Raw genomic sequence first — 21,436 nt, 5'->3', positions numbered from 1 at the left:
CATGACGGCCGTGACCGCACCTTCCGACGCGCTGCGCCGGCTGCTCGACCTGCTCGCCTCCGGGGCGAGCAGCGAGCAGCTGGCGCACGTCGTCGTGGCCGCCCGCGCCGAAGGCACACTCGGCGCGGCCGACCTGGCCGCGCTCGCCAGCGCGGGGGAGCTGGCGCTGCGGATCCGCGAGACGCTCGCCGAGCACCGGCGCCGCGAGGCCCAGCTCGGCGCGCTGTTCGACACCGCGAGCGAGCTCGCCGCACTGTCCGATCCGGACACCGTGCTGCGGTCGATCGTCCGGCGGGCGCGGGCGCTGCTGAACGTCGACGTGTCCTACCTGTCGCTGAACCGCGAAGCCGAGAACAAGACGTACGTGCGGGTCAGCGACGGGTCCGTGTCAGCGGAGTTCCAGCAGATCGTGCTCGGCATGGGGGAGGGTCTCGGCGGGCTGGTCGCGCAGACCGCGCGGCCGTACGCGACGGCCGACTACTTCAACGACGACCGGTTCAAGCACACCCGGCACATCGACTCCGGCGTCAAGGACGAGGGCCTGACCGCGATCCTCGGCGTCCCGCTGGCCATCGGGCCGAAGGTGCTGGGCGTGCTGTTCGCGTCCGACCGCGCGACGCGGGAGTTCAGCCCCGACGAGGTGGCGCTGCTGTCGTCGCTGGCCGACCACGCGGCGATCGCCCTGGACAGCGCGAACCTGCTCGACCAGACGCGCCGGGCCGTCGCGGAGCTCAACGAGGCCAACGCGACCATCCGTGCGCACACCGAGGCGATGGAACGCGCCCAGGACGCCCACGACCGGTTGACCGACCTGGTGCTGCGCGGCGGTGACCTGCCCGACGTCGCCGCGGCGGTCGCCGGCGTGCTGCACGGCGACCTCACGGTGTACGACGCCGACGGCACGCTCCTGGCCAGCTCGGCTTCCCCGGCGCCCCTCGACCCGGACGCGCTCGCGGCGGCCCGGGCGGCCGGACGGGCGGTGTCCACAAAGGACGCGTGGGTGTGTGGCGTGCAGGCCGGTCCCGAACTGCTCGGCAGCCTGGTGCTGACCGGACCCGACGGGTTGAGCGACCCGGATCGGCGGCTGTTCGAACGCGCCGGCGTCGTGACGGCGTTGCTGCTCATGCTGCGGCGGTCGGTGGTCCGGGCCGAGGACGAGGTCCGCGGCGAGCTGCTGACCGACCTGCTCACCGCGCCCGACCGCAACCCGCGGGCGCTGCTCGCGCGGGGCCGCCGGCTGGGGATCGACCTGTCGGCGCCGCACGCGGTCCTGGTCGCGCACGCGGACGGCGGCTCGCGACGGCGGCTGGCGAGCGCGGCCGCCCGGCACGCGACGCTGGTCGGCGTGCACGCGGAGGAGGTCGTCCTGCTGGGCGCGGGTGACCCGGACGAGCTGGCCCGCCGCGTGGCGGCCGACCTCGGCGCGGCGACCGGCCGCCCGGTGACGGTGGGGGCGGCGGGCCCGGCGAGCGGCCCGTCGGCGATCGCCGCGGCGCACGGAGAGGCGGCGCGCTGCGTCCGGGCGTTGCTGGCACTGGGCCGCACCGGCGAAGGCGCGGCGATGGCGGGGCTCGGGTTTCTCGGGCAGCTGCTGGGCGACCACGCGGACCTGGACGGGTTCGTCCGGCAGACGCTGGGGCCCGTGCTCGATTACGACGCGCGGCGGGGGACCGAACTGGTGGCGACGCTGCGGGCGTACTTCGCGAGCGGATCGCAGCTGGCACGGACGAAGGACGTGCTGCACGTCCACGTGAACACGGTGGTGCAACGGCTGGAGCGGGTGGCGTCGCTGCTGGGGGAGGACTGGCAGGCGCCGGACCGGGCCCTGGAGATCCAGCTGGCCCTGCGGGTGCACCGCCTAGGTGGCTGAGGCGAACGCCTTCGACCGCCACACGACGATCGCCGATGTCAGGCCGCCCGCCGCCGCGATGAGGACCGCCGCCGGCACCATCCCGTGGTCCAGCCCCAGCCCGCCCAGTGCCGCGCCCGCCGCGATGCCGATCTGGAACGCCACGATGTACACCGCCGAAGCCAGGTCCGGCCGGTCCTTCGCCACCCGCAGGACCGCCGCCTGCAGGACCACGCCGATCCCCGCCGCCGGACCCGCCCAGGCCACGATCGCCGTCCCCGCGACCACCGGTCCCGAGGACACCAGCAGGCCCAGCATGCAGATCGCGAGCCCGGCCGTCGTGACCAGCGCCGTCGCGCGCGGGTGGTGGTCGATGTGGCGGCCGATCAGCACCAGGCCGAGCAGGCCCGCCACTCCGTGCGCGAAGAGCAGAGCCGAAGTCGCCGGACCGGTGAGGTGGACGTACCGCGCGATGATCGCCGTGATGTAGGTGAACGCCGCGAAGTGCCCGGTCACCACCAGCAGCGTCGTCACGTTGACCGGGAACTGCGCGCGGTCGACGGTGATCCGGGAGCCGGAAGCGGGGGCGACGGCGAGCATCGGGGCGACCGTCACCCGGATGACCAGCGCCGTCACCGCCGCGACCGCCGCCACCGCCAGGACCGCGAGCCGCCAGCCGAGGGTCGCGCCGAGCCACGAGCTCGCCGACAGCCCGAACAGGAACGCCAGGGAGTTGCCCGCGAACACCACCGCCGTCGCGCGGCCGCCCCGGCCGGGCCCGAGCAGCCGCGCGGCCATCGAGGCGACGACCGACCAGAACACGCCGTGGCCCGCGGCCGCCACCAGCCGGGCCGCGATCGCGACGCCGTAGTCCGGCGCGACCGCCAGGACCACGTTGGACACCACGATCATCCCGAGCGTGACCAGCGCCGTCGTCCGGCGGTCCCAGCGGGACGTCAGCGCGACCAGCGGCACCACCGAGACCGCCACGACCAGTGCGTACCCGGTCATCAGCAGCCCGATCGCCGAATCGCTCACCCCCAGCCCGGACGCGAGCTGCGGCAGGAGCGCGACGGGCAGGTTCTCCGAGGTCACGGACACGAAGCAGGCGGCGCCGAGCGCGCCCAGTGCCAGCCTCGTCCGGGGTTCGACGAGCATTGTTTAACGATACACAGCTAGGGTGGCCCCATGTCCAGACCGACGATGGCCGACGTCGCGCGCCGGTGCGGGGTCTCGGCGATGACCGTGTCGTACTGCTACAACCAGCCCGACCGGGTCGCGCCCGAAACGCTGCGCCGCGTCCGCGAGGTCGCCGCCGAGCTGGGCTACCGCGGGCCGGACCCCACCGCGCGGTCGCTGCGCCGCCGGCACAACGGCGCCATCGGCGTCGTGCTCGGCGAGCACCTCGCCTACGCCTTCGAAGACCCGCAGGCCCGCCGGTTCCTCTCCGGCGTCGCCGAGGTGTGCCGCGAGCGCGGCAGCGGTCTCAATCTGATCCCGACGACCGGCGCCGGGGACGACGCCGAACGCGTCCGGTCGGCGTCGGTCGACGGCTACATCGTGTGGACGACCGTCGACGACGATCCCGTGCTCGACGTGGTGAGCGGGCTCGGCAAGCCGGTCGCGATCCACGGCGGCCCCGCGTTCGCCGGCGCGCGGGTGGTGACCATCGACAACCGGGCGTCCGCGCGGGAACTCGCCGCCCGCACCTTCGCCGGTGCGCGCCGGCCGGCCGTGCTCAGCTTCCCCTTCGACCGCGATCGCCGTCCCCGGCTGGAAACCGCGCCGGCCCCGGAAACCATCGCGTTCCCCGTCACGCGGGAGCGGCTCCAAGGCGTCTACGACCACCTCGGCGACCCGAACGGCTTGCCGGTGGCGGTCGTCGCGCGCAACGACCGTGACGAAGCCGCGAAGCAGGCCGAGGCGCTCCTCGACACCGAGCCCGACGCGGTGATCGCCATGAGCGACCAGCTCGCTTTCGCCGTCCTCGACGCTGCGCGCCGCCGCGGCCTGCGGGTGCCGGAGGACCTCGCGGTCGCCGGGTGGGACGACGACCCGGACGCCGGGCGCGCCGGGCTCACGACCGTCGCGCAGTCGCTGTTCGACCAGGGCCGGGACTGTGCCCTGATCGCGCTCGGCTCGCGGGTGGCCGACCGGCCCGCGGAGTGGGCGACGACGGTCCGGACGTCTACCCGCTGACCTTCACCACGAGCTTTCCCCGCCGTGGCCCGCGTTCGGCGGCGGCGTGCGCGGCGGCCGCGTCGGTGAAGACCGCCTCGACCGGCACGCGGAACCGGCCCTCCGCGAAGAGCTTTCCCGCCTGGACGAGGCCGTGGCGCCCGTCCGGCTCGCCACCCAGCACCCCGGTCGACACGCGGACGCCGTGGGACGGGCCGGTGAAGTCGGCGAGCGTGACGACCGACGACGGCGTCCCGGTCAGCTCGACCAGCTCCGGCAGCGAGCCCTTCCCCGCGACGTCGAGGGCCGCGTCGACCCGGCCGGGCACCCGGGCGGGCAAGCCGGGTCCGTACGGAACCGGCGTCGCGCCCAGGCTTTCGACGAACTCGAGGTCGCGGGCCGTCCCGAGCACCCGCGCACCCCGCGCGAGGGCCAGCCCCACCACGAGGCTGCCGACGCCGCCGGACGCGCCGTCGACCAGCAGGGTCATGCCGTCGCGGACGTCGAGGAGGTCGAGTGCGCGGGTGGCCGTCTCGATGCCGGAGGCCGCCGCGCCGGCCTGCTCCCACGGCATCGACGGCGGTTTGGGGGCCCAGAACGCGAGGACGGCGAACTCGGCGGTTGCGCCGCCGAGCCGGGCGACGTCGACCGCGCCGAACACCTCGTCGCCGACCTCGGCTCCCGGGCCCGCTTCGTCGACGACACCCGCCGCGTCGACGCCGGGGACGTGCGGCAGAGCGATCGGCGACCGCGACTTCCCCGCGCGGATCGCCAGGTCGACCTGGGACACCCCGGCCGTCCGCACGCGGATCCGGACCTCGCCGGGACCGGCGTGCGGCTCCGGAACCTCGCCTGCCGACAGGACTTCCGGCGGGCCGAACCGCTCGAACCGGGTTGCGAACACGGCGCCTAGGCTAGGAAAGATCAGCCGCGTCGAACGGGAAGTGAGAACCGTGGCCGACGAACTGACTCGGAAACGCCGGGCGGACGCCGAACACAACCGCCGTCACCTCGTCGCGGTCGCGCACACGGCCTTCGCGCGCCACGGCCCGGACCTGCCGGTGCGGGAGATCGCGCGGCGCGCGGGCCTGGCGCCGGCGACCGTCCACCGGCACTTCCCGTCCCGCGCCGACCTCCTCGCCGCCGTGCTCGACGGCCAGGTGGACCGGTGCGAACGGCAGCTGCGCGCCGCGATGGCCGACCCCGACAGCCGCCGCGCGCTGACCCGCACGTTCCACCGCTTCGGCGAGTGGCGGGCCGAGGAGCCGGGACTCGCCGAAGTGCTGAGCGGCCCGAAGTTCGCCGACCGGCGCCGCGCGCACGCCGAAGCGTTCGCGCGGCTGGTCGAGCGGGCCCGCGCCGACGGCGTCCTGCGACCCCGGGTGACGATCGAGGACGTCCGGCTCGCGCTGACGGCGTTGACGTCGGCGCGGACGGGCGAGTCGGCGCGGCGGCTGACTTCGGTGCTGCTGACCGGGCTGCTGAACTGATTCGCCCGTCCGGACCTGGTGGTACCCGGCCGACCGGGTGAGGATGGCCGGACGCACCGACCAAGGAGGACTCGTGAACGAGTTCGAAAGCGCGCTCGCGGCGGCGTTCGGGACCGGGCCGGCCGAGGTGCCGGGGCTGACGGTGGTCCCGCTCGACGGCCTTGCGACGGCCGGGACCCAGCTGCTGTCGGTGTGGGGCTCGGTCAGCCCCTGCCTGACCGACGGTCCGGAACGGGGCACGGCCACCGGGTGACCGGCCTGGTCGGGTTCAAGCGGCACCTCACCACCGCGGTGGTGCCCGGCGACGCGGTCTACGTGCTGTCCGAAGACGGCACCACGGCGGTGCGCGGGCCCCACGTCGAAGCGCTGGTCCCGTTGCTCGACGGCACCCGGGACCTCGCCGCCCTCCGCCGCGACCTGCCCGAGGACGTCCCCGCCGAGGAAGCCACCGGGGTGCTGGCGCGGCTCGCCGAGGAGCAGCTGATCGGCCTGCGGACGCCCGGCACGGCCTACTGGGACGCGGTCGGTGTCGAGCCGAAGTCCGGCACCGTCGCGCTCGTGGGCGTGGGGCCCGAGGCTTTCCGCGCGGCCGGGCTGACGGTCGTCGACCGCGACGCCGACCTGACCGTGGTGCTGTGCGGCGACTACCTCGACCCGGCACTGTCCGAAGTGGACGCCGAGCACCGCGCGACCGGACGGCCGTGGCTGCTCGCCAGGACCATCGGTGCGCGGGTGTGGATCGGCCCGTTCTTCACCCCCGGCACCGGTCCCTGCTGGCACTGCCTCGCGACGCGGCTGTGGGGCAACCGGGCGGCTGAAGCCCACGTGCGGGACGCGCTGGGCTTGCCGGGCCCGGTCCCGCGCCCCGAGGTCACGCTCCCGGCGCTGTCGGCCGTCGCGGTCGGCCTCGTGGCGCTGGAAGCGGTCAAGTGGCTGGCCGGGCAGCGGTACCCCGGCCAGCGTGCATTGTGGACGTTCGACAGCCGGGACCTGACCGGGGAACGGCACGAGGTGCGCGTCCGCCCGCAGTGCGCGTCCTGCGGGAACCCGGAACTGGTCCGCGAGCGGACCCGCCGCCCCGTGGTGCTCGGCGGGCGCCGCGCGGCGCCGCCGGAACAGGTGCTCGAGACGTATCGCCACCTGGTCAGCCCGCTGACCGGCGTGGTCAAGGAGCTGAGGCGGGACGGGCCGGCCTTCTTCAACTCCGTCCGGTCCGGGCCGAACGTCGTGCGGGGGCTGCGGGGCGCGGACCGGCTGGAGACGGCGCTGCGCGCGGAGAACGGCGGCAAGGGCGTTACGCCGCTACAGGCCGAAGTCAGTGCGTTGTGCGAAGCGCTCGAACGGCACAGCGCCCGGTACGACGGCGACGAGGAACGCGTGCGCGCCGGCTTCCGCTCACTGGGCGACCAGGCGGTGCACCCCGACACTTGCCAGCTCTTCCACCCGCGGCAAGTCGCGGACCGGGTGCGCGGGAACGCGCGGCACGGCCCGTTCCAGTTCGTCGGCGAGCCCTTCGACGAGGACGCCGAACTGGACTGGACGCCGGTGTGGTCGCTCACGCGCGGCGAGCACCGGCTGTTCCCGACCGCCCTGCTGTACTTCGGTGCACCCGGGCCGGCGTCCGTAGTGGCCGATTCGAACGGCAGCGCGGCGGGCAGCACCCTCGAAGACGCGGTGGCGCGCGGAATGCTGGAGGTCGTGGAGCGCGACGCCGTCGCGCTCTGGTGGTACAACCGCACCCGGCAGCCGGGCGTCGAGCTGCCCGGCGACCCGTGGACCGTCGAGCTGCGCGAGGTGTACGCCGGGCTGGGCCGCGAGGTGTGGGCGCTGGACGTGACGTCCGACCTCGGTGTGCCGGTGGTGGCCGCGGTGTCCCGGCGCACCGAACCGCCCGAAGAGATCATGCTGGGCTTCGGCGCGCACCCGGACCCGGCGGTCGCGCTGCGGCGCGCGTTGACGGAGCTGAACCAGCTGATGCCCGCGGTCCTCGACGGCCGGTTCGGGGACGACCCGGACGCGGCGCGCTGGCTGCGTGAGGCGTCGGTGGCCGACCAGCCCTACCTGCTCCCGGCGCCGTCCGCGGCCGGTGCGCCGACGGATGTCCTTCCGGTGCGGGCGAAATTGGAGCGTGCCGGGCTCGAGGTGTTCGTGCTCGACCAGACGCGTCCGGACATCGGCCTGCCCGTGGTCAAGGTGATCGTGCCGGGGATGCGCGGGTTGTGGGCGCGGTTCGCGCCCGGCCGGCTCTACGACGTGCCGGTGCGGCTCGGCCGGCTGACCGAGCCGCGTGGCTACGACGACCTCAACCCCTTCCCGATCTTCCTCTAGCACTGCCCGTCGGCGAGGACCCAGTACCCCGGGGACGTCTCGCGCAGGGCGTGCGTGGTGAACGTGTTCCACAGGCCCATGGCCTGGTCGGAGCCGTTCGCGTAGACCTGGCCGGAGATCTGGTGCGCGCGGCCCGCCTGCGTGTGGGCGTAGTTGCTCGCGTTCACGCAGGTGCCCGACGGCTGGGTGGACGTCGACGTCGTGGTGGTCGTCGCCGGCGGAGTCGTCGTGGTGCCGCCGGAAGCCTTGTCCAGGCCCCAGAACACGCCCGTGTAGTAACTGGAGCAGATGCCCGCGAGGAAGTACGCGCCGGTGCTGCCGCACTGCGTCGCGCCGGTGCCCGGGTCGACGGCGGTGCCGTGGCCCATCCCGGCGATCGAGTACAGCTGGACCTTGTCGGCGTAGTTCGTCAGCGTCGTGCTTCCCGGCAGGGACTGGGTGCTCGTCGGGGTCTGGGAGACGCCGTGCACCGCCGTCCACTGGTCACGCAGCTCGGTGCCGTTGACCGGGTAGACCGTGTAGTCGCCGGTGCCCTGCCAGATCGCGACGCGCGGCCACGGGCCGCCGTAGCCGGGGTACTGGGCTTTGGCCTTCGAAGCCCACTGCGCCGGCGTCAGGTTCTGGTTGTTCTGCTGGCAGTTCGTCGCCTCGGTGACGCTCGTGGCGCACTGCGCGGGCAGCCCGGCGTCGATGCCGCCGCCGGCGAAGACGTCCGGGTAGGCCGCGAGCAGGTCCGCCGTCATGCCGCCGCCCGCCGACAGGCCGGTGACGTACACCCGCGAGCGGTCCGAGCCGTGGTCGGCGATCGCCTTGTCCACCATGGCCTTGACGGAGGCGGCCTCGCCGTTGCCCCGGGTGTCGTCGGCGGTGGAGAACCAGTTGAAGCACTTGAGCGAGTTGTTCGACGTCGACTGCTGGGGGAACACGACCTCGAAGCGCCACTTGTCGGCCAGCTCGGGCCAGCCGGAATGGGCGTAGTAGTCCGACGCGCCCTGCGTGCAGCCGTGCAGGGCGACGACCACCGGCCGGCCGGTTTCGAGCCCGGACGGCGTGTAGGTGTACATCGCGAGGGCGCCGGGGTTGGCGCCGAAGTTCGAGACCTGGACCAGGGACGACGGCGGTGGATCGGCGCTCGCCACCCCGACGGTGGTGAGCACGGCGGCGGTGATCGCGGCGAGTCCGGCGAAGGCGAGCTTGCGCATGGGGAAGTCCTTCTCGTCGTTGAGAGGGTTTCCAGCGACGCTAGGTCGGTCTCGCGGTCCGGACCATGTGTCCTGCCACCACATCCCGGCGGCGATTCATGGTGACCGCCGGGGTGGCTCTCGCCGGGCGCACGCGCTTGGGTTCTCTTTCATCGAGACCGGAGGTGGACCGTGCGCAGATGGCTGGTTGTGGTTCTGGCGGGGGCGCTCGCGGCGGGGCTGCCCGCTTCGGCGTCGGCTTCGGCCGGGGACTGCCGGGTCACCGTGCCCGGCGCCGAAAAGTCCGTCTCCGTCTGCTTGGACGACCTGACCACGACCGGGACGGTCGTGTCCGGGCACACGGTCCAGGCCGACTGGGCCGGGCTGACGTCGGCCGGGCTGCCGACGTACGGCAGCGTCCCCGGCGTCCAGGTCGACGGGTACTTCCCGGACACGTCGACGACGAACGCGAACAACGGCTGGAACCACGACGCGCAGTTCGTGCTGCGGCTGCCGTCCCGATGGAACGGCGGCCTGGTCGTCTCCGGCTCGCCGGGCGTCCGGCGCCAGTACGCGAACGACCGCGCCATCGGCGACCAGGCGCTGGCCGAGGGCTACGCGTTCGCCGCGACCGACAAGGGCAACACCGGCGCGGCCTTCTACGACGACGGCGTCCGGCCGGGCGACGCGCTGGCCGAGTGGAACACGCGCGTCACGCAGCTGACGCTGGCGGCCCGCGCGGCCGCGGTCGCGCACTACCGCCGTCCGGTCACGCGCACGCTGGCGGCGGGGCTGTCCAACGGCGGCTACCTCGTGCGGTGGCAGCTGGAGAACCGGCCGTGGCTCTACGACGGGGGCGTCGACTGGGAGGGGACGCTGTGGCGTGCCGATGGACCGAATCTGCTGACGTTCCTGCCGCCCGCTCTGCGCGCGTACCCGGCTTACGCGGCGGGATCGGCTTCGGCGCACCAGTCCATTTTGGACGCGGGATTCGCGCCGGGCTCGGAGTTCCTGTGGGACTACCACTACCGCGTCTACTGGGACCTGACCCAGCGGATCTACCGGGAAGAGGTAGACCCGTCGTTCGACGGCTCGCTTTCGGCGGGCATTCCTTTCTGTGCCTCGGGAACGCCGTCTTGTGACGCGGACTACTCGTATGCGTCCCGGCCCGCGTCGGTGACCCGGGCGGTGGAGCGGATCTCGCTGACCGGGCGGATCGGCAAGCCGCTGCTCACCCTGCACGGCACGCTCGACACCCTGCTGCCGATCACGCGGGACTCCGACGTCTACGACCGCATGATCACGGCGGCGGGGCGCGGGGCGTTGCACCGCTACTACCGGGTGGAGGGCGGCAACCACGTCGACGGGCTGGTCGACGCTTACCCGGACCGCCTGCGGCCGCTGGGCCCGTGCTTCCGCACGGCGTTCGACGCACTGGGCGGCTGGCTGCGCGGGGTGCGCCCACCGGCGTCGGCCACGATCCCCGTCCCGTCCGGCGCGACCCCCGCCGACCTGGCCCGCACCTGCTCGTTGACCTGAGCCCTCGGGTCAGTCGCCGGTGATCAGGTGGGTGGCCAGGGCCGGGCTGAACGTGCCTGCCGGGATGCCCGTTCCGTAGCCGCAGCTGCCGTCGGAATCGCCCGGGACCTTGATCCACAGCTGCATCTCCGGGCCGCCGCCCAGCTGGGACGGGGTGCCCAGCTTGCGCACCGGCGGGTTGCACCACTCGCTGTCCGTGCCGTGGCCGTTGCCGTTGCGGCTGGTGTCCACCACGAACGGTGCCGCGTAACCCAGGGCCGCGTCGACCGCCTTGCCGTACGTCGTCGAGTCGGCTGTCGTGGAGAAATTGGACACGTTCAGCACGAACCCGTGGATGGACTGCACACCCGCCGACCGCAGGCGGGCGGCCATCGTCGCCGCCGGGATCCAGGTCGCGTTGCCGCCGTCCAGGTACGCCCACGTGTTCGGCGCCTTCTGCGCGAACTGCGCCGCCGCGTAGTCCAGCAGGTCCAGGCGGGTCTGGCGGGCGTCGCCGGGCAGGCAGTCGAGCTGGGCGAGCGCGTCCGGCTCGATGATCACGACGGCCGGCTTGCCGCCGATGCCGTCGGCGAACGCGGAGATCCAGTCGCGGTAGGCCTGCGGACTGCCCGCGCCGCCGGTCGAGTCGCCACCGCAGTCACGGCCGGGGATGTTGTAGGCGACCAGCACCGGCAGCTTGTCGGCGAGGTCGGCGGCGTAGGTGTACCGGTCGACGGACGCGCGGATGTCGCCGCTCCAGGTGCCGAACCAGCGGGCGCCGGGCTTGGTCGCGATCGCCGTCCGGATCGGGCCGGCCAGGCTGTCGCCGGGGTGGTCGCGGACCCAGACCGCCGGGTTGGAGTCCGGGTCGACGTAGAAGCCGTTCGTCTTCTCGAGCGGGGTGCCGTCGGCGGCGACGGCCGGGGAAGCGAGCCCGGCGAGCGCCAGCGCGGCGGCCACGAGGAGGGTCGTTGTGCGCATTCGGCGAGTGTGCCGAGGCGGTGTACAGGGAACGTACAAAAAGGAAAGTGAACCGGATCCCGCCGCGGGCCGTACTACCAGGTGAGGGGCTCGTTCCGGCTACCCGAAAACCGGCCTTGACCTGCTGTTTCACCGCCCGGACGGGGCACCCCGTTCGGCCGCTTGCGGGAGCGTTGCCCCTCGTTCATGATGGGGCTCCGGGGTCCGCGAAAACATTCGTTCACGTCGAATATCCAGGTGTCGGCCATGCTTCGGAAGAACCGCAAGTCCGGAAGTGAACGCCATGCTGCTACCCGTCGCCGGGGCCTCCTGATGGCCGCGGACCTGCCCGGTTTCGCCATCGTCGCCGGCCTGCTGCTGCCGGCGCTCGCCGCGGCCGCCTGGGCGTACGCGCTCGAACGCCGTCCCCGCCGGACGGACCCCGGTGCCGACACCGAGCCGGACTGGACGGTGGCCGGCATCCAGGCCCGCCTCCGCTTCGAGCAGGCGGCGGTGCGGCTGGCCGAGGCGGGCACGATCGCGCTGCCGACCCTGCCGATCCCGGAGCAGACGGGCCGCGACTCGTCCCCGGACCGGCTGCCGTGGCGGGTGCCGCGCACGCTCCCGCCACCACGGCCGCCGTCGGGCCGCTTCCTCGTGCCCCGGCTGGCGTTCGCCGCCCCGGACACCGAGCTGATGCAGCGCATCCTCGACGGTCTGCGCAAAATGGACTGACCCGCTGTCGATCCCCGGGTCCGCCGTTCGTACAGGAGGTGACCAGCTCCCCGAACGGAAGGACACCGGGATGCGCTCGATCCACGTCACCATGAACGTCACCCTCGACGGCGTCGTGCAAGGCCTCGGCCGGCCCGACGAGGACACCCGCGGCGGCTTCGCCCACGGCGGCTGGGGCACCCGGTACCAGGACGACGTCATGGCCCGGGAGATGGCCGAAGGCATGAACCGACCCGGTGACATGCTCTTCGGGCGCCGGACCTGGGAAGACTTCGTCACCGCCTGGGCGCACCGCGACGACGGCAACCCCTTCACCACGCACCTGAACGCCGTCACCAAGTACGTCGCCTCGACCACCCTCGCCGACGCCGGCGCCTGGCAGAACTCGATCCTCCTGCCCGGCGACGCCGAGAAGACAGTCGCCGGGTTGAAGGCCGAGCCAGGCCGGGACCTCTCCGTCGTCGGCAGCGCGTCGCTCGTGCGCAGCCTGCACGCCGCCGGCCTCGTCGACCGCTACACGCTGCTGATCTGCCCGCTGACCCTCGGCGAAGGCCGCCGTCTCTTCGACGGACCGGCGCCGCTCACCGAGTTCACGCTCACCCGCAGCGTCACGACCACGAAAGGTGTGCTCATCGCCCACTACCGGCGTCGCTGAGCGCCGCCGGGGACTCGGCCTCCGGGATCAGCAGCCGCGGGGCGCCCGAGCCGTCGGCCGGGACCGACCAGACGTCCGCGTGGCCCGGCCCGCGGGGGACGCTGTAGCCGATCGTGTGGTCGTCGAGCCACGCCGGCTGGTCGTCGACGCTGCGGGTCTCGGCCAGCGGCGTCACCTTCGCCGCCGCCAGGTCGAGCACCGACAGCCGCCACCCGCGCGCCGGGTCACCGTCCACAGCGGACTTGAACGCCACGCGCGTCTGGTCCGGTGACAGCGACGGGCATTCGACGTTCTCGCGCAACGTCCGGACCGTGTGCGCGGCGAAGTCGCCCTCGACGAGGTAGCGGCGTCCGGCCGTCGACATCGTCGCGTAGAAGTGGCGGTCGTCGCGGGTGAACGTGACGCCCCAGAAGTTCAGGTCCGCCGCCTGGTACGGCTTGCCGTCGAGCGTCACGGCGTAGTCCTCGAGGGTGCCGGCGAGGTCGCCGGTCGCCGTGTCGAGGATGCCCGCGCGGGTGGAGAACATGCCGCCGTTGTAGGAGTCGCCGGTGACGAACACCGTCCACGCGAGCATCCGGCCGCTCGCCGACACCCGCGCCCGGTTCGGCAGCCCGACCAGCGGGATCTCGCGCTTCGAGGTCAGCCCGGCGTCGAGCACGACCAGCTGGTAGGTGGTCAGGTCGCCGTCCGGACGCAGGCAGAGCCCGGTGCCGCCGGCGGCGTAGACCCGGCTGCAGGACAGCGGCGACACCGTCCGCGCGCCGCCCGGCTCGGTGGCCGACACCGTGGCGACGTGGCCGCGGTCGGCGTCGGCGGTGCTGCGGAAGAGCAGCCTCGGGCCGGGGGAGAGGCTCACCGCACCGGTCGCGGTGACGTCGTGGCCCCGTGCGCTCGCGAACCCGACGTACGCGACCGCCGCCCCGGCCAGCACGACCACGCCGGCGATCGCGATGAGGATCCGGGTCTTCACGCGGCCGCCTTCCGCGGGGAGAGGACCACGAACGTCACGGCGATCGCGAGCACGGCCGCGCCGGCGGCGAAGCCGATCGCGAGCCCCGGTCCCCAGAACTGCCACGCCAGTCCGAAAAGGACGGACGAGGCGAAGTACGCGAGCGCTTGCGCCGTCTGCACCAGGGAAATCCCTGTGGTGCGCAACGACTCCGGCAGGAGCGGGCCGGCCAGTGCCATCAGGACGCCGTCGGTCGCCGCGTAGAACGCGCCGTACAACGCCAGCGACAGGACGAACAGCGGCCAGCCGGACACCGGACCGGCCAGCAGCAGGTAGACGAGCGCGAGCGCGCCGTAGCCGCCGAGCACCACCGGGAGCCGCCCGACCCGGTCGGCCAGCGCGCCCAGCGGCGCGGCCAGCAGCAGGTAGCCGAGGTTGGTACCCACCGCGAGCAGCGGGAACCAGCCGGTCGCGATGTCCTCCTTGTGCTGCAGCAGGAGGTAGACGAACCCGTCGCCGACGGTCGCCAGCCCGAGCACGCAGGCCGCCACGAGCAGGCGCCGCACGCCGCTGCCGCGCAGCAAGGCGGCCGCCGCCCGCGGGGACACCGGGTTCGCCGCGGCTTTCGGCGTCCGGTGGTCGCGGACGAACAGCACCAGCAGCAGGACGCCGATCGCGGCGACGCAGAAGCTGACGACGAACACGGCGTCGAACGCCTCGGGGTTCGTCGCGCCGACCGCGGCCAGCACGGCGAGCGCGACCAGCGGCCCGGCGAACGCGCCCAGGCTGTCCATCGCCCGGTGCACACCGAAGGCGCGCCCGAGCAGCGGTTCCGGCGCCGACAGGGTGATCAGCGCGTCGCGCGGCGCGGTCCGGAGGCCCTTGCCGGTGCGATCGAGCGTGATCACCGCGCCGATCGCGGCCGCCGACGACCCGACGGCCAGCAGGCCGAGCTTCATCACCGCCGACAGCGCGTAGCCGGCGCCGGCGACGACCTTGCGGCGGCGGACTCGGTCGGCGACGTACCCGCCGACGATCCGCAGGAGCGCCGTCGCGCCGGTGTAGAGGCCGTCGACCAGGCCGTACGCGGCGGGGCTCAGGTGCAGCCCGAGCACGAGGTAGACCGGGAGGACCGCGGTGACCATCTCGGAGGAGACGTCGGTGACCAGGCTGACGGCGCCGAGCGCGAAGACGTTCGCGCCGACCGCCGAGAGCTTGCCTTTGGTGGTGTGCTCTCGGCGGCCGATGGTGGCGAGGTACACGCGGCTACTGCCAGACGTCGAGGATCGGCGACTTGCTCGCGGCGCCGCCGATGCCCGGCAGGCCGTAGGACGCCTCGATCGTGCGCAGCACGGTGTAGTGGTTGATCGATTCGCTGTAGCTGCCGACCTTGACGTGCGCGCCGGTGAAGCTGGTGAAGATCTGGTTGACCGACGTGCCGCTGTCCTCGTCGAAGGTGGTGATCAGCAGGCTGTTGTGCGTCTTGGCCCACTGGGCGTAGGCGTCGAGGTGGTTCTTCAGCCAGGTGTCGCCGGTGCCGATGGAGCAGTCGTGCATGTCGTTGCACATGTCGGGCGTGACGAACGAAACGGTGGGCAGCTGGGTGAAGTCGGACGGGAAGCTCGAGTAGCGGACGTTGCTCGCGGCCGGGACGTTCGAGAAGTCGACCCAGCTGTTGTGCTTGCGCCGGTAGGTGCCGCTGGAGCAGCCGGTGTAGCCGTCCGAAGGCATGGCCTCGGAGTAGCCCTTGAAGGTCTTGCCAGCGCCGATCAGCTGCTGGCCGAGGTTGGCCTTCGCGCCGAGGTCGGCGGGGCAGCTGTCGTCGGTGATGCCCTGCGTCGCGCCGGAGAAGAGGGCGACGTAGTTGGGCTGGCTCGGGTGGGTGATCGCGAAGGAGCTGGTGAACTTCGCGCTCTGCGAAGCGAGGGTGTTGAAGTAGGGGGCGCTGGAACTGCCGTTGATCGAGGAGTACTTCTTGTTCTCGAACATCACGAGGACGATGTGGTCGAACACCGGCACGGTGGCCGCCGCGGGCTGCACGGCCGGCTCCGCCGTCCGGGTGACGACCGAGGTCGTGACCGCGCCGGCCGTGACGAGTGCGGCGGCGGCGAACACGGCGAAGATCCGCTTGCGGATCATGGGTCCTCCAGCGTGTGGTGGGTGCGGGCGCCTCATGATGCCGACGCCGGAGGGCCGGTGCGTGCCGTGTCGTGGTCCGGTTCGTGAACTCCAGGGAACCTCCGGCGGACAAGGGAAAGACTGGGTTAACCGTTCACCGGTGTCAACCTCCTTTGGTAGGTGTCCACTGTGGAGAGTCAGGGAGTTGACAGGTCGCTCCCAGCCCGTTCAAAGGAACGGTGCCGAGACTCGATGCCATGGACCCCTACACGACCGGCGGCGCGGCCCGCCGCGAGCACGGCCGGCGCAAGGCCGCACTGGTCACGGCCACGGTGGCGGTGCTGGGCGCCGCCGCGGCGGGCGCGATCGGCTTCGGCCTCTCGACGGCCTCCGCTTCGGACGACACTTCGACCAGCACCTCCACCTCGACCGGTTCCCAGGACCAGCTGCAGTCTTCGGACAGCGGGCTGAGCCCGGGGTTGGGCAGCGCGCACACGGGCTCGGGTGCGTCGTGACGACGGCGGCGCGGGCGTTCCCGGCACTGGGCACGACGGCGGAGGTGGTGGTCACCGACCCCGCCCTGCTCGGTCCGGCCGTGGATCTGCTGGAGGCGGAACTGGCCGCGATCGACCTGGCGTGCAGCCGGTTCCGGGAGGATTCGGACATTTCCCGGCTGCACGAGACGCCGGGGCGTCAGGTCCGGGTCGGGGCACTCCTGGCGGCGGCGCTGGACGCGGCCCTGCGGGCGGCCCGGTTGACGGACGGCCTGGTGGACCCGACGGTCGGGGCGGCGGTCCGCGCCCTGGGTTACGACCGCGACTTCGCCTCGGTCGTGAGCGGGAAACCGGGTTCCCGCGCACGACCTGCTGGAGCGGAGCCGGTTCCCGCGCCCGGCTGGCACCGCGTGCTCTTCGATCCCGCGCGGCGGCTCGTCGTCCTGCCGCGGGGAGTTCAGCTCGACCTCGGCGCCACCGCGAAAGCCCTCGCCGCCGACCGGGCGGCCCGGCGGATCCACACCTCGCTCGGCTGCGGGGTGCTCGTCAACCTCGGCGGTGACCTGCGCACCGCCGGCCCGGAACCCGACGGCGGCTGGCAGATCGCGCTCGGCGACGACCACGCCGAAGCCGTCGTCCGGCCCGACACCACCGTCGCCCTGCACCGCGACGGCGCCCTCGCCAGCTCCGGCACCACCCGGCGGCGGTGGCGCCACGGCGACCGGACGGTGCACCACATCGTCGACCCGCGCACCGGGGACGCCGCCGAACCCCGGTGGCGTACCGTCTCCGTCGCCGCCAAGTCCACTGTGGACGCCAACACGGCGAGCACCGCCGCCGTCGTCCTCGGCGAGGACGCGCCCGGCTGGCTCGCGCGGCGACGGCTGCCCGCGCGGCTCGTCGGCGCCGGCGGCGACGTCGTCACGACGCCCGGCTGGCCCCGCGAAAGGGAAGCCGCGTGATGTGGTACTTCAGCCGCGCGACCGGTCTCGTCTCGCTCGTCCTCTTCACCACTGTCGTCGTCCTCGGGGCACTCGGCGCCGGCCGGTTCGCGACGCGGGCGTGGCCCCGCTTCACCGTCGCCGCCGTGCACCGCAACGTCGCGCTCACCAGCGTCGCGTTCCTCGTCGCGCACATCGCGACGGCGATCCTCGACGGCTACGTGCCGCTGGGCTGGCTCGACGTGCTCGTGCCGTTCGGCTCGGCCTACCGGCCGCTGTGGGTCGGGCTCGGTGCCGTCGCGATCGATCTGCTGCTCGCGATCGTCGTCACCAGCCTGCTGCGCACGCGCATCCCGGCGCGGGCCTGGCGCGCCGTGCACTGGCTGGCCTACCTCTGCTGGCCCGTCGCGCTGGTGCACGGCTTCGGCATGGCCGAGGACGACGCCGCGTACGGCTGGATCGTCGCCCTCGACGTGCTGTGCGTGCTGGCCGTGCTCGGCGCCGTCGCCTACCGCGCCACCCGTCAGGACGCCGACACCGCGACCCGCAAGCTCTCGCCGCTCGGAGGCACCCGATGACCATCCTCCCGCCCCACCGCCTCGACCTGGCCGGCCACCGGCGCCGCCACGGCGTCCTGCCCTGGGTCGCCTACCACGGCGAAGACGGCCGCGACCGGCTGATCGAGGCGGTCGCCGCGGCGGACCTGCGTGGCCGCGGCGGCGCGGGCTTCCCGACCGCCGTAAAGCTGCGTTCGGCCCGGAAACCGCGTTCGATCGTCGTCGCGAACGGGTGCGAAGGCGACCCGCTCAGCCACAAGGACGCCGCGCTGCTCACGTTGTCGCCGCACCTCGTGCTCGACGGCGTGCAGCTGGCCGCGCACGCCATCGGCGCCGTGGAAGCCGTGCTCTGCGTGCACGCGGGGAGCCCCGTGCGGCCGAGCGTCCTGGCGGCGCTCGCCGAACGCGACGACCGCGTGCCCGTGCGCGTCGAGGAGGTCCCGCGCCGGTATGTCGCCAGCGAGGAGACCGCGCTCGTCCACCACCTGACGTCGGGGGACGCACGGCCGCTGGGCAAGTCGCCGCGGCCCGGCGAACGCGGCGTGCGCGGCCGGCCGACGCTCGTGGACAACGTCGATACGTTGGCGCAGCTGGCTTTGGTGGTCCTCCAGGGCCCGCGGCACTACCGCGCGGCGCGGTCCGAGCTGGTCACGGTGACCGGCGCGGTCCGGCGGCCGGGGGTCGTGGAGGTGGCGGCGGGGGCGTCGCCGGCCGCGGTGCTGGCGGCGGCGGGCGGTGAGACCGAGCCGGTGCGGGCGGTGCTGTCCGGCGGCTACGGCGGGACGTGGACTTCGGACTTCCGGTCCGGGCTTTCGGGCATCGCGGCGGTGTACGCGCTTCCGGCCCGGGTGTGCGGGCTCGAGTACACGGCGAAGGTGCTGGCGTTCCTGGCGGCGGAGTCGGCCCGGCAGTGCGGGCCGTGCATGTTCGGCCTTCCCGCGATCGCGGCGGACTTCGCCGAGCTGCTGCGCGGCGGTCCCGCCACGGACCGGCTGGCCCGCCGGCTGCCGTTGCTGAGCGGCCGCGGGGCGTGCGCGCACCCGGACGGCGCGGCCCGCCTCGCGGCCAGCGCGCTGCGGGTGTTCGAGGCGGACGTCGTCGCGCACACGGCCGGTGGCCGGTGCCGGACCCTGGAGCGTGTCGCATGAGGGTGACAGTGGACCCGATCGGGTGCCGGGCGCACGGGTTGTGCGCGGACCTGCTGCCGGAGGCCGTCCGCCTCGACGAGTGGGGTTACCCGATCGTCGCGTCCGGGCCGGTACCCCAGGCGCTGCTGGCGGAGGCCCGCCGAGCGGCGGCGGCGTGCCCGGCGCTGGCGCTGCGGCTGCGGAAGGACTGAGCCTGCGAGAGCAGCGACCGGCACGGGTTCAGACGGTGTGCGCGTTGCGGCGCAGCAGTTCCGCGGCGACGAGCGGCGCGATGCCGGTCGACTTCAGCGCGGCGTCGACGACCGGCACCGCCGTTCGTGGGCGGCCCACGGTTCCGGGCGGCCCCGGTGTGACATCGCGGCGGGAAAACCGGTCGTCCGGGCGGCCCGCCGGTCGTTAACCTCCGGGTATGAAGCTCATCGACCGGATCCGTGGTGCCCGGCTCGTCGGCGTGCTCACCGGGGCCGGGATCTCCACCGCGTCCGGCATCCCCGACTACCGTGGCCCGGACGGCGTCTGGACGCGCTCGCCGGGTGCCGCCAACGCCTTCACCGTCGAGAACTTCATGGCCGACGCCGGGGTCCGCGGGGAATTCTGGCGCGGCTACCGCGGTCACGCGGCCTGGCGCGCCGAGCCGAACGCCGCCCACCGCGCCCTCGCCGATCTGGATGGCGGCGGTACTGCCGTGCGGGTGCTCACCCAGAACGTCGACGGCCTGCACCAGAAAGCCGGCCTCGCCGCGCGGAAGGTCCTGGAACTGCACGGAACCATGCACACCACGCGCTGCACCGCCTGCGCGGCCCGGGTCCCGACCACCGAGGTGCTGGAGCGCCGCGAGGAAGACCTGCGGTGCCCGCGGTGCGGTGGCATCCTGCAGCCCGACGTCGTCCTCTTCGGACAGAGGCTGGACGGCGAAGTCCTCGGCCGCGCGCGGAACGTCGCCGCCGCGAGCGAGGTGTTCCTGGCCGTCGGCAGTTCGCTGCAGGTGGAGCCGGCCGCGTCGCTGTGCGCGGTCGCCACGGGGGCGAGGGCGACGCTCGTGATCGTCAACCGGCAGCCCACGCCGTACGACGAGGACGCCGACTTCGTGCTGCGCGACGACATCGAAACGGTGGTCCCCGAACTCTGCGCGGCGGTCCGCGCGTGATCCGCGAAGCCCGCGACGGCGACTGGCCGGGCATCTGGCCGATCGTCCACGACGTCGTCACCGAGCAGCGGACGTTCGCCTACGACCCCGCGATGACCGAACCCGAGGCCCGGCGGACGTGGCTGCTGCGGCCGCCGGCCCGGGTGGTGGTCGCCGTCGAGGGGGAGCGGGTGACGGGCACGGCGAACATGTACGCCAACCGGCCAGGGCCCGGCAGCCACGTCGCGTCCGGCAGTTTGATGGTGGCGAAGGAGGCGCGCGGCACGGGGGTCGGCCGCGCGCTCGCCACGGACCTGGTCGCGTGGGCGCGGCGGAGCGGGTTCGCGGCCGTCCAGTTCAACGCGGTCGTCGAAGTGAACACCCCGGCGATCCGGCTGTACGAAAGCCTGGGGTTCGTCACGCTGGGCACGGCGCCGGGCGCGTTCCGCCATCCGGAGCGCGGCGACGTCGGCCTGCGCATCCTGTGGCTGGACTTGCGCTGACGACCGTCGCGGTCTCCCGGGGCCGCGGCGGACGGCACCCCGGGAGACCGAACACTCAGGCGGACGCGAGCGGCACCGTCGCCAGCAGGTGGCGGGCCGCGACACTCGCGCCGTCCCCGCGCACCCGGCCCGAGAACGCCTTCGCCCGCGAAGCCACCTCGGGCCGCAACGCCACTTCGAGGGCCGAAGTCAGCGCGGAAGCCGTCGGCACGCCCGGGGCGGTCGCCGCGCCGAGGGCGAGCGTGCGGATCCGGTCCGCGTGGTAGTGCTGGTCGTACATCTGCGGTACCACCACCTGGGGCGCGCCCGCGCGGGCGGCCATCGTCGTCGTGCCCGCGCCGCCATGGTGGACGACCGCAGCCACCCGCTCGAACAGCGCCTGCTGGTTGATCTCGCCGATGCCGAGGCAGTCGGGCGCGTCGGCGGCGACGAGGTCCGCCCACCCGCGGGCGACGACCGCCCGGCGGCCGTGCGCCCGCGCCGCGGCGAGCGCGGCCTCGGCGACCTCGCCCGGCGCGCGCATGCTGCCGAACCCGAAGTACACCGGTGGCTCGCCCGCGTCGAGGAACTCCAGCAGCTCGTCCGGGAGCGGCCGCTCGTCCGGCCAGGTCCAGGCCCCCGTCTGGACGATCCGCGGATCGTCCAGACAGGGGGGCCCGCCCCCCCCCCGCGGGGGCGGCCCGCCCCCGCCCCCCCCCCCCCCCAC

The 21,436-nt window shown here is 73.8% G+C and carries 23 protein-coding genes; 15 read left to right on the top strand and 8 right to left on the bottom strand.

The genetic code is table 11. The features are described from left to right. The first annotated feature begins 1 nt into the window (after position 1). A complete protein-coding gene (locus ACWEVP_RS49265) occupies positions 2-1,870 on the top strand; it encodes a helix-turn-helix domain-containing protein (RefSeq protein ID WP_452069527.1) in 1,869 nt (622 codons plus the stop codon). Here ACWEVP_RS49265 and ACWEVP_RS49260 read toward each other — a convergent pair. After that, positions 1,859-3,007 (bottom strand): MFS transporter, encoded by a 1,149-nt coding sequence (locus tag ACWEVP_RS49260; protein ID WP_452069526.1) that lies wholly within the window; start codon positions 3,005-3,007, stop codon positions 1,859-1,861. The two genes, ACWEVP_RS49265 and ACWEVP_RS49260, sit on opposite strands and share 12 nt — an antisense overlap. 30 nt (positions 3,008-3,037) lie before the next feature. On the opposite strand from ACWEVP_RS49260, the gene ACWEVP_RS49255 reads away from it, so the two are divergent. Then, positions 3,038-4,048 (top strand): LacI family DNA-binding transcriptional regulator, encoded by a 1,011-nt coding sequence (locus tag ACWEVP_RS49255; RefSeq protein ID WP_452069525.1) that lies wholly within the window; start codon positions 3,038-3,040, stop codon positions 4,046-4,048. On the opposite strand, the gene ACWEVP_RS49250 is transcribed toward ACWEVP_RS49255, so the two are convergent. Next, positions 4,038-4,931: an NADP-dependent oxidoreductase gene (locus ACWEVP_RS49250; protein ID WP_452069524.1), complete on the bottom strand. Its 894-nt coding sequence runs from the start codon at positions 4,929-4,931 to the stop codon at positions 4,038-4,040. The two genes, ACWEVP_RS49255 and ACWEVP_RS49250, sit on opposite strands and share 11 nt — an antisense overlap. Before the next feature lie 49 nt (positions 4,932-4,980). On the opposite strand from ACWEVP_RS49250, the gene ACWEVP_RS49245 reads away from it, so the two are divergent. The 3 genes from ACWEVP_RS49245 (at position 4,981) to ACWEVP_RS49235 (ending at position 7,845) form a co-directional block, all read left to right on the top strand. After that, the gene (locus tag ACWEVP_RS49245; protein ID WP_452069523.1) at positions 4,981-5,517 is read left to right on the top strand and encodes a TetR/AcrR family transcriptional regulator; all 537 of its coding nucleotides are present in this window, start codon (positions 4,981-4,983) and stop codon (positions 5,515-5,517) included. Between the two features lie 73 nt (positions 5,518-5,590). Further along, positions 5,591-5,770 carry a hypothetical protein gene (locus ACWEVP_RS49240; RefSeq protein WP_452069522.1) on the top strand — a complete coding sequence of 60 codons (180 nt, stop codon included), beginning with the start codon at positions 5,591-5,593 and terminating at the stop codon, positions 5,768-5,770. Beyond that, positions 5,767-7,845, top strand: a complete 2,079-nt coding sequence (locus tag ACWEVP_RS49235; protein ID WP_452069521.1) for a TOMM precursor leader peptide-binding protein — start codon at positions 5,767-5,769, stop codon at positions 7,843-7,845. Before ACWEVP_RS49240 ends, ACWEVP_RS49235 begins: the two co-directional genes overlap by 4 nt. Here ACWEVP_RS49235 and ACWEVP_RS49230 read toward each other — a convergent pair. After that, the gene (locus ACWEVP_RS49230) at positions 7,842-9,047 is read right to left on the bottom strand and encodes an extracellular catalytic domain type 1 short-chain-length polyhydroxyalkanoate depolymerase (protein WP_452069520.1); all 1,206 of its coding nucleotides are present in this window, start codon (positions 9,045-9,047) and stop codon (positions 7,842-7,844) included. The two genes, ACWEVP_RS49235 and ACWEVP_RS49230, sit on opposite strands and share 4 nt — an antisense overlap. Before the next feature lie 189 nt (positions 9,048-9,236). Here ACWEVP_RS49230 and ACWEVP_RS49225 point away from each other — a divergent pair, with 189 nt between their 5' ends. Further along, on the top strand, positions 9,237-10,565 hold the full coding sequence (locus ACWEVP_RS49225) for a 3-hydroxybutyrate oligomer hydrolase family protein (protein ID WP_452069547.1): 1,329 nt from the start codon (positions 9,237-9,239) through the stop codon (positions 10,563-10,565). Positions 10,566-10,574: 9 nt separating this feature from the next. Here the strand turns inward: ACWEVP_RS49225 and ACWEVP_RS49220 are convergent, their stop codons facing one another. After that, positions 10,575-11,525 carry a glycoside hydrolase family 6 protein gene (locus ACWEVP_RS49220; protein ID WP_452069519.1) on the bottom strand — a complete coding sequence of 317 codons (951 nt, stop codon included), beginning with the start codon at positions 11,523-11,525 and terminating at the stop codon, positions 10,575-10,577. Positions 11,526-11,771: 246 nt separating this feature from the next. On the opposite strand from ACWEVP_RS49220, the gene ACWEVP_RS49215 reads away from it, so the two are divergent. Then, on the top strand, positions 11,772-12,239 hold the full coding sequence (locus ACWEVP_RS49215) for a hypothetical protein (protein ID WP_452069518.1): 468 nt from the start codon (positions 11,772-11,774) through the stop codon (positions 12,237-12,239). 70 nt (positions 12,240-12,309) lie between these two features. After that, positions 12,310-12,894, top strand: a complete 585-nt coding sequence (locus tag ACWEVP_RS49210) for a dihydrofolate reductase family protein (protein WP_452069517.1) — start codon at positions 12,310-12,312, stop codon at positions 12,892-12,894. On the opposite strand, the gene ACWEVP_RS49205 is transcribed toward ACWEVP_RS49210, so the two are convergent. From ACWEVP_RS49205 to ACWEVP_RS49195, 3 genes are read right to left on the bottom strand one after another with little or no spacing between them, the layout of a single operon-like run. Continuing rightward, positions 12,869-13,864, bottom strand: coding sequence for a hypothetical protein (locus ACWEVP_RS49205; protein ID WP_452069516.1), 996 nt, complete (start codon positions 13,862-13,864; stop codon positions 12,869-12,871). The genes ACWEVP_RS49210 and ACWEVP_RS49205 overlap by 26 nt on opposite strands. After that, positions 13,861-15,105, bottom strand: coding sequence for an MFS transporter (locus ACWEVP_RS49200; RefSeq protein ID WP_452069515.1), 1,245 nt, complete (start codon positions 15,103-15,105; stop codon positions 13,861-13,863). Before ACWEVP_RS49200 ends, ACWEVP_RS49205 begins: the two co-directional genes overlap by 4 nt. 4 nt (positions 15,106-15,109) lie before the next feature. Continuing rightward, positions 15,110-15,982: an alkaline phosphatase family protein gene (locus ACWEVP_RS49195; protein ID WP_452069514.1), complete on the bottom strand. Its 873-nt coding sequence runs from the start codon at positions 15,980-15,982 to the stop codon at positions 15,110-15,112. Positions 15,983-16,218: 236 nt separating this feature from the next. Here ACWEVP_RS49195 and ACWEVP_RS49190 point away from each other — a divergent pair, with 236 nt between their 5' ends. From ACWEVP_RS49190 to ACWEVP_RS49160, 7 genes are all read left to right on the top strand, one after another. After that, positions 16,219-16,476: a hypothetical protein gene (locus tag ACWEVP_RS49190; protein ID WP_452069513.1), complete on the top strand. Its 258-nt coding sequence runs from the start codon at positions 16,219-16,221 to the stop codon at positions 16,474-16,476. After that, the gene (locus ACWEVP_RS49185; protein WP_452069512.1) at positions 16,473-17,417 is read left to right on the top strand and encodes an FAD:protein FMN transferase; all 945 of its coding nucleotides are present in this window, start codon (positions 16,473-16,475) and stop codon (positions 17,415-17,417) included. The genes ACWEVP_RS49190 and ACWEVP_RS49185 overlap by 4 nt, the downstream gene beginning before the upstream one ends. Then, on the top strand, positions 17,417-17,974 hold the full coding sequence (locus tag ACWEVP_RS49180; RefSeq protein WP_452069546.1) for a ferric reductase-like transmembrane domain-containing protein: 558 nt from the start codon (positions 17,417-17,419) through the stop codon (positions 17,972-17,974). The genes ACWEVP_RS49185 and ACWEVP_RS49180 overlap by 1 nt, the downstream gene beginning before the upstream one ends. Next, positions 17,971-19,101 carry an NADH-ubiquinone oxidoreductase-F iron-sulfur binding region domain-containing protein gene (locus tag ACWEVP_RS49175; protein ID WP_452069511.1) on the top strand — a complete coding sequence of 377 codons (1,131 nt, stop codon included), beginning with the start codon at positions 17,971-17,973 and terminating at the stop codon, positions 19,099-19,101. Before ACWEVP_RS49180 ends, ACWEVP_RS49175 begins: the two co-directional genes overlap by 4 nt. Next, positions 19,098-19,292: a ferredoxin gene (locus ACWEVP_RS49170; protein WP_452069510.1), complete on the top strand. Its 195-nt coding sequence runs from the start codon at positions 19,098-19,100 to the stop codon at positions 19,290-19,292. The genes ACWEVP_RS49175 and ACWEVP_RS49170 overlap by 4 nt, the downstream gene beginning before the upstream one ends. A 218-nt stretch (positions 19,293-19,510) precedes the next feature. Beyond that, entirely contained in the window at positions 19,511-20,248 is a 738-nt protein-coding gene (locus tag ACWEVP_RS49165; RefSeq protein ID WP_452069509.1) for an SIR2 family NAD-dependent protein deacylase, read from the top strand. Further along, positions 20,245-20,730, top strand: a complete 486-nt coding sequence (locus ACWEVP_RS49160; RefSeq protein ID WP_452069508.1) for an N-acetyltransferase family protein — start codon at positions 20,245-20,247, stop codon at positions 20,728-20,730. Before ACWEVP_RS49165 ends, ACWEVP_RS49160 begins: the two co-directional genes overlap by 4 nt. A 55-nt stretch (positions 20,731-20,785) precedes the next feature. Here the strand turns inward: ACWEVP_RS49160 and ACWEVP_RS49155 are convergent, their stop codons facing one another. Next, positions 20,786-21,274 carry a glycosyltransferase gene (locus ACWEVP_RS49155; protein WP_452069507.1) on the bottom strand — a complete coding sequence of 163 codons (489 nt, stop codon included), beginning with the start codon at positions 21,272-21,274 and terminating at the stop codon, positions 20,786-20,788. Positions 21,275-21,436 lie beyond the last annotated feature (162 nt).

It is taken from the genome of Amycolatopsis sp. NPDC003865, assembly GCF_053605345.1.
Note: the sequence above shows the minus strand (reverse complement) of the source record. Positions and strands in the feature narration are given on the sequence as shown.

What these genes read in the sequence shown, in the direction of transcription:
- ACWEVP_RS49175 (WP_452069511.1), top strand. Translation starts at nt 17,971, where the DNA reads ATGACCATCCTCCCGCCCCACCGCCTCGACCTGGCCGGCCACCGGCGC.
- ACWEVP_RS49230 (WP_452069520.1), bottom strand. Translation starts at nt 9,047, where the DNA reads ATGCGCAAGCTCGCCTTCGCCGGACTCGCCGCGATCACCGCCGCCGTG.
- ACWEVP_RS49260 (WP_452069526.1), bottom strand. Translation starts at nt 3,007, where the DNA reads ATGCTCGTCGAACCCCGGACGAGGCTGGCACTGGGCGCGCTCGGCGCC.
- ACWEVP_RS49215 (WP_452069518.1), top strand. Translation starts at nt 11,772, where the DNA reads ATGCTTCGGAAGAACCGCAAGTCCGGAAGTGAACGCCATGCTGCTACC.
- ACWEVP_RS49170 (WP_452069510.1), top strand. Translation starts at nt 19,098, where the DNA reads ATGAGGGTGACAGTGGACCCGATCGGGTGCCGGGCGCACGGGTTGTGC.
- ACWEVP_RS49210 (WP_452069517.1), top strand. Translation starts at nt 12,310, where the DNA reads ATGCGCTCGATCCACGTCACCATGAACGTCACCCTCGACGGCGTCGTG.
- ACWEVP_RS49195 (WP_452069514.1), bottom strand. Translation starts at nt 15,982, where the DNA reads ATGATCCGCAAGCGGATCTTCGCCGTGTTCGCCGCCGCCGCACTCGTC.
- ACWEVP_RS49165 (WP_452069509.1), top strand. Translation starts at nt 19,511, where the DNA reads ATGAAGCTCATCGACCGGATCCGTGGTGCCCGGCTCGTCGGCGTGCTC.
- ACWEVP_RS49190 (WP_452069513.1), top strand. Translation starts at nt 16,219, where the DNA reads ATGGACCCCTACACGACCGGCGGCGCGGCCCGCCGCGAGCACGGCCGG.
- ACWEVP_RS49180 (WP_452069546.1), top strand. Translation starts at nt 17,417, where the DNA reads ATGTGGTACTTCAGCCGCGCGACCGGTCTCGTCTCGCTCGTCCTCTTC.
- ACWEVP_RS49265 (WP_452069527.1), top strand. Translation starts at nt 2, where the DNA reads ATGACGGCCGTGACCGCACCTTCCGACGCGCTGCGCCGGCTGCTCGAC.
- ACWEVP_RS49255 (WP_452069525.1), top strand. Translation starts at nt 3,038, where the DNA reads ATGTCCAGACCGACGATGGCCGACGTCGCGCGCCGGTGCGGGGTCTCG.
- ACWEVP_RS49220 (WP_452069519.1), bottom strand. Translation starts at nt 11,525, where the DNA reads ATGCGCACAACGACCCTCCTCGTGGCCGCCGCGCTGGCGCTCGCCGGG.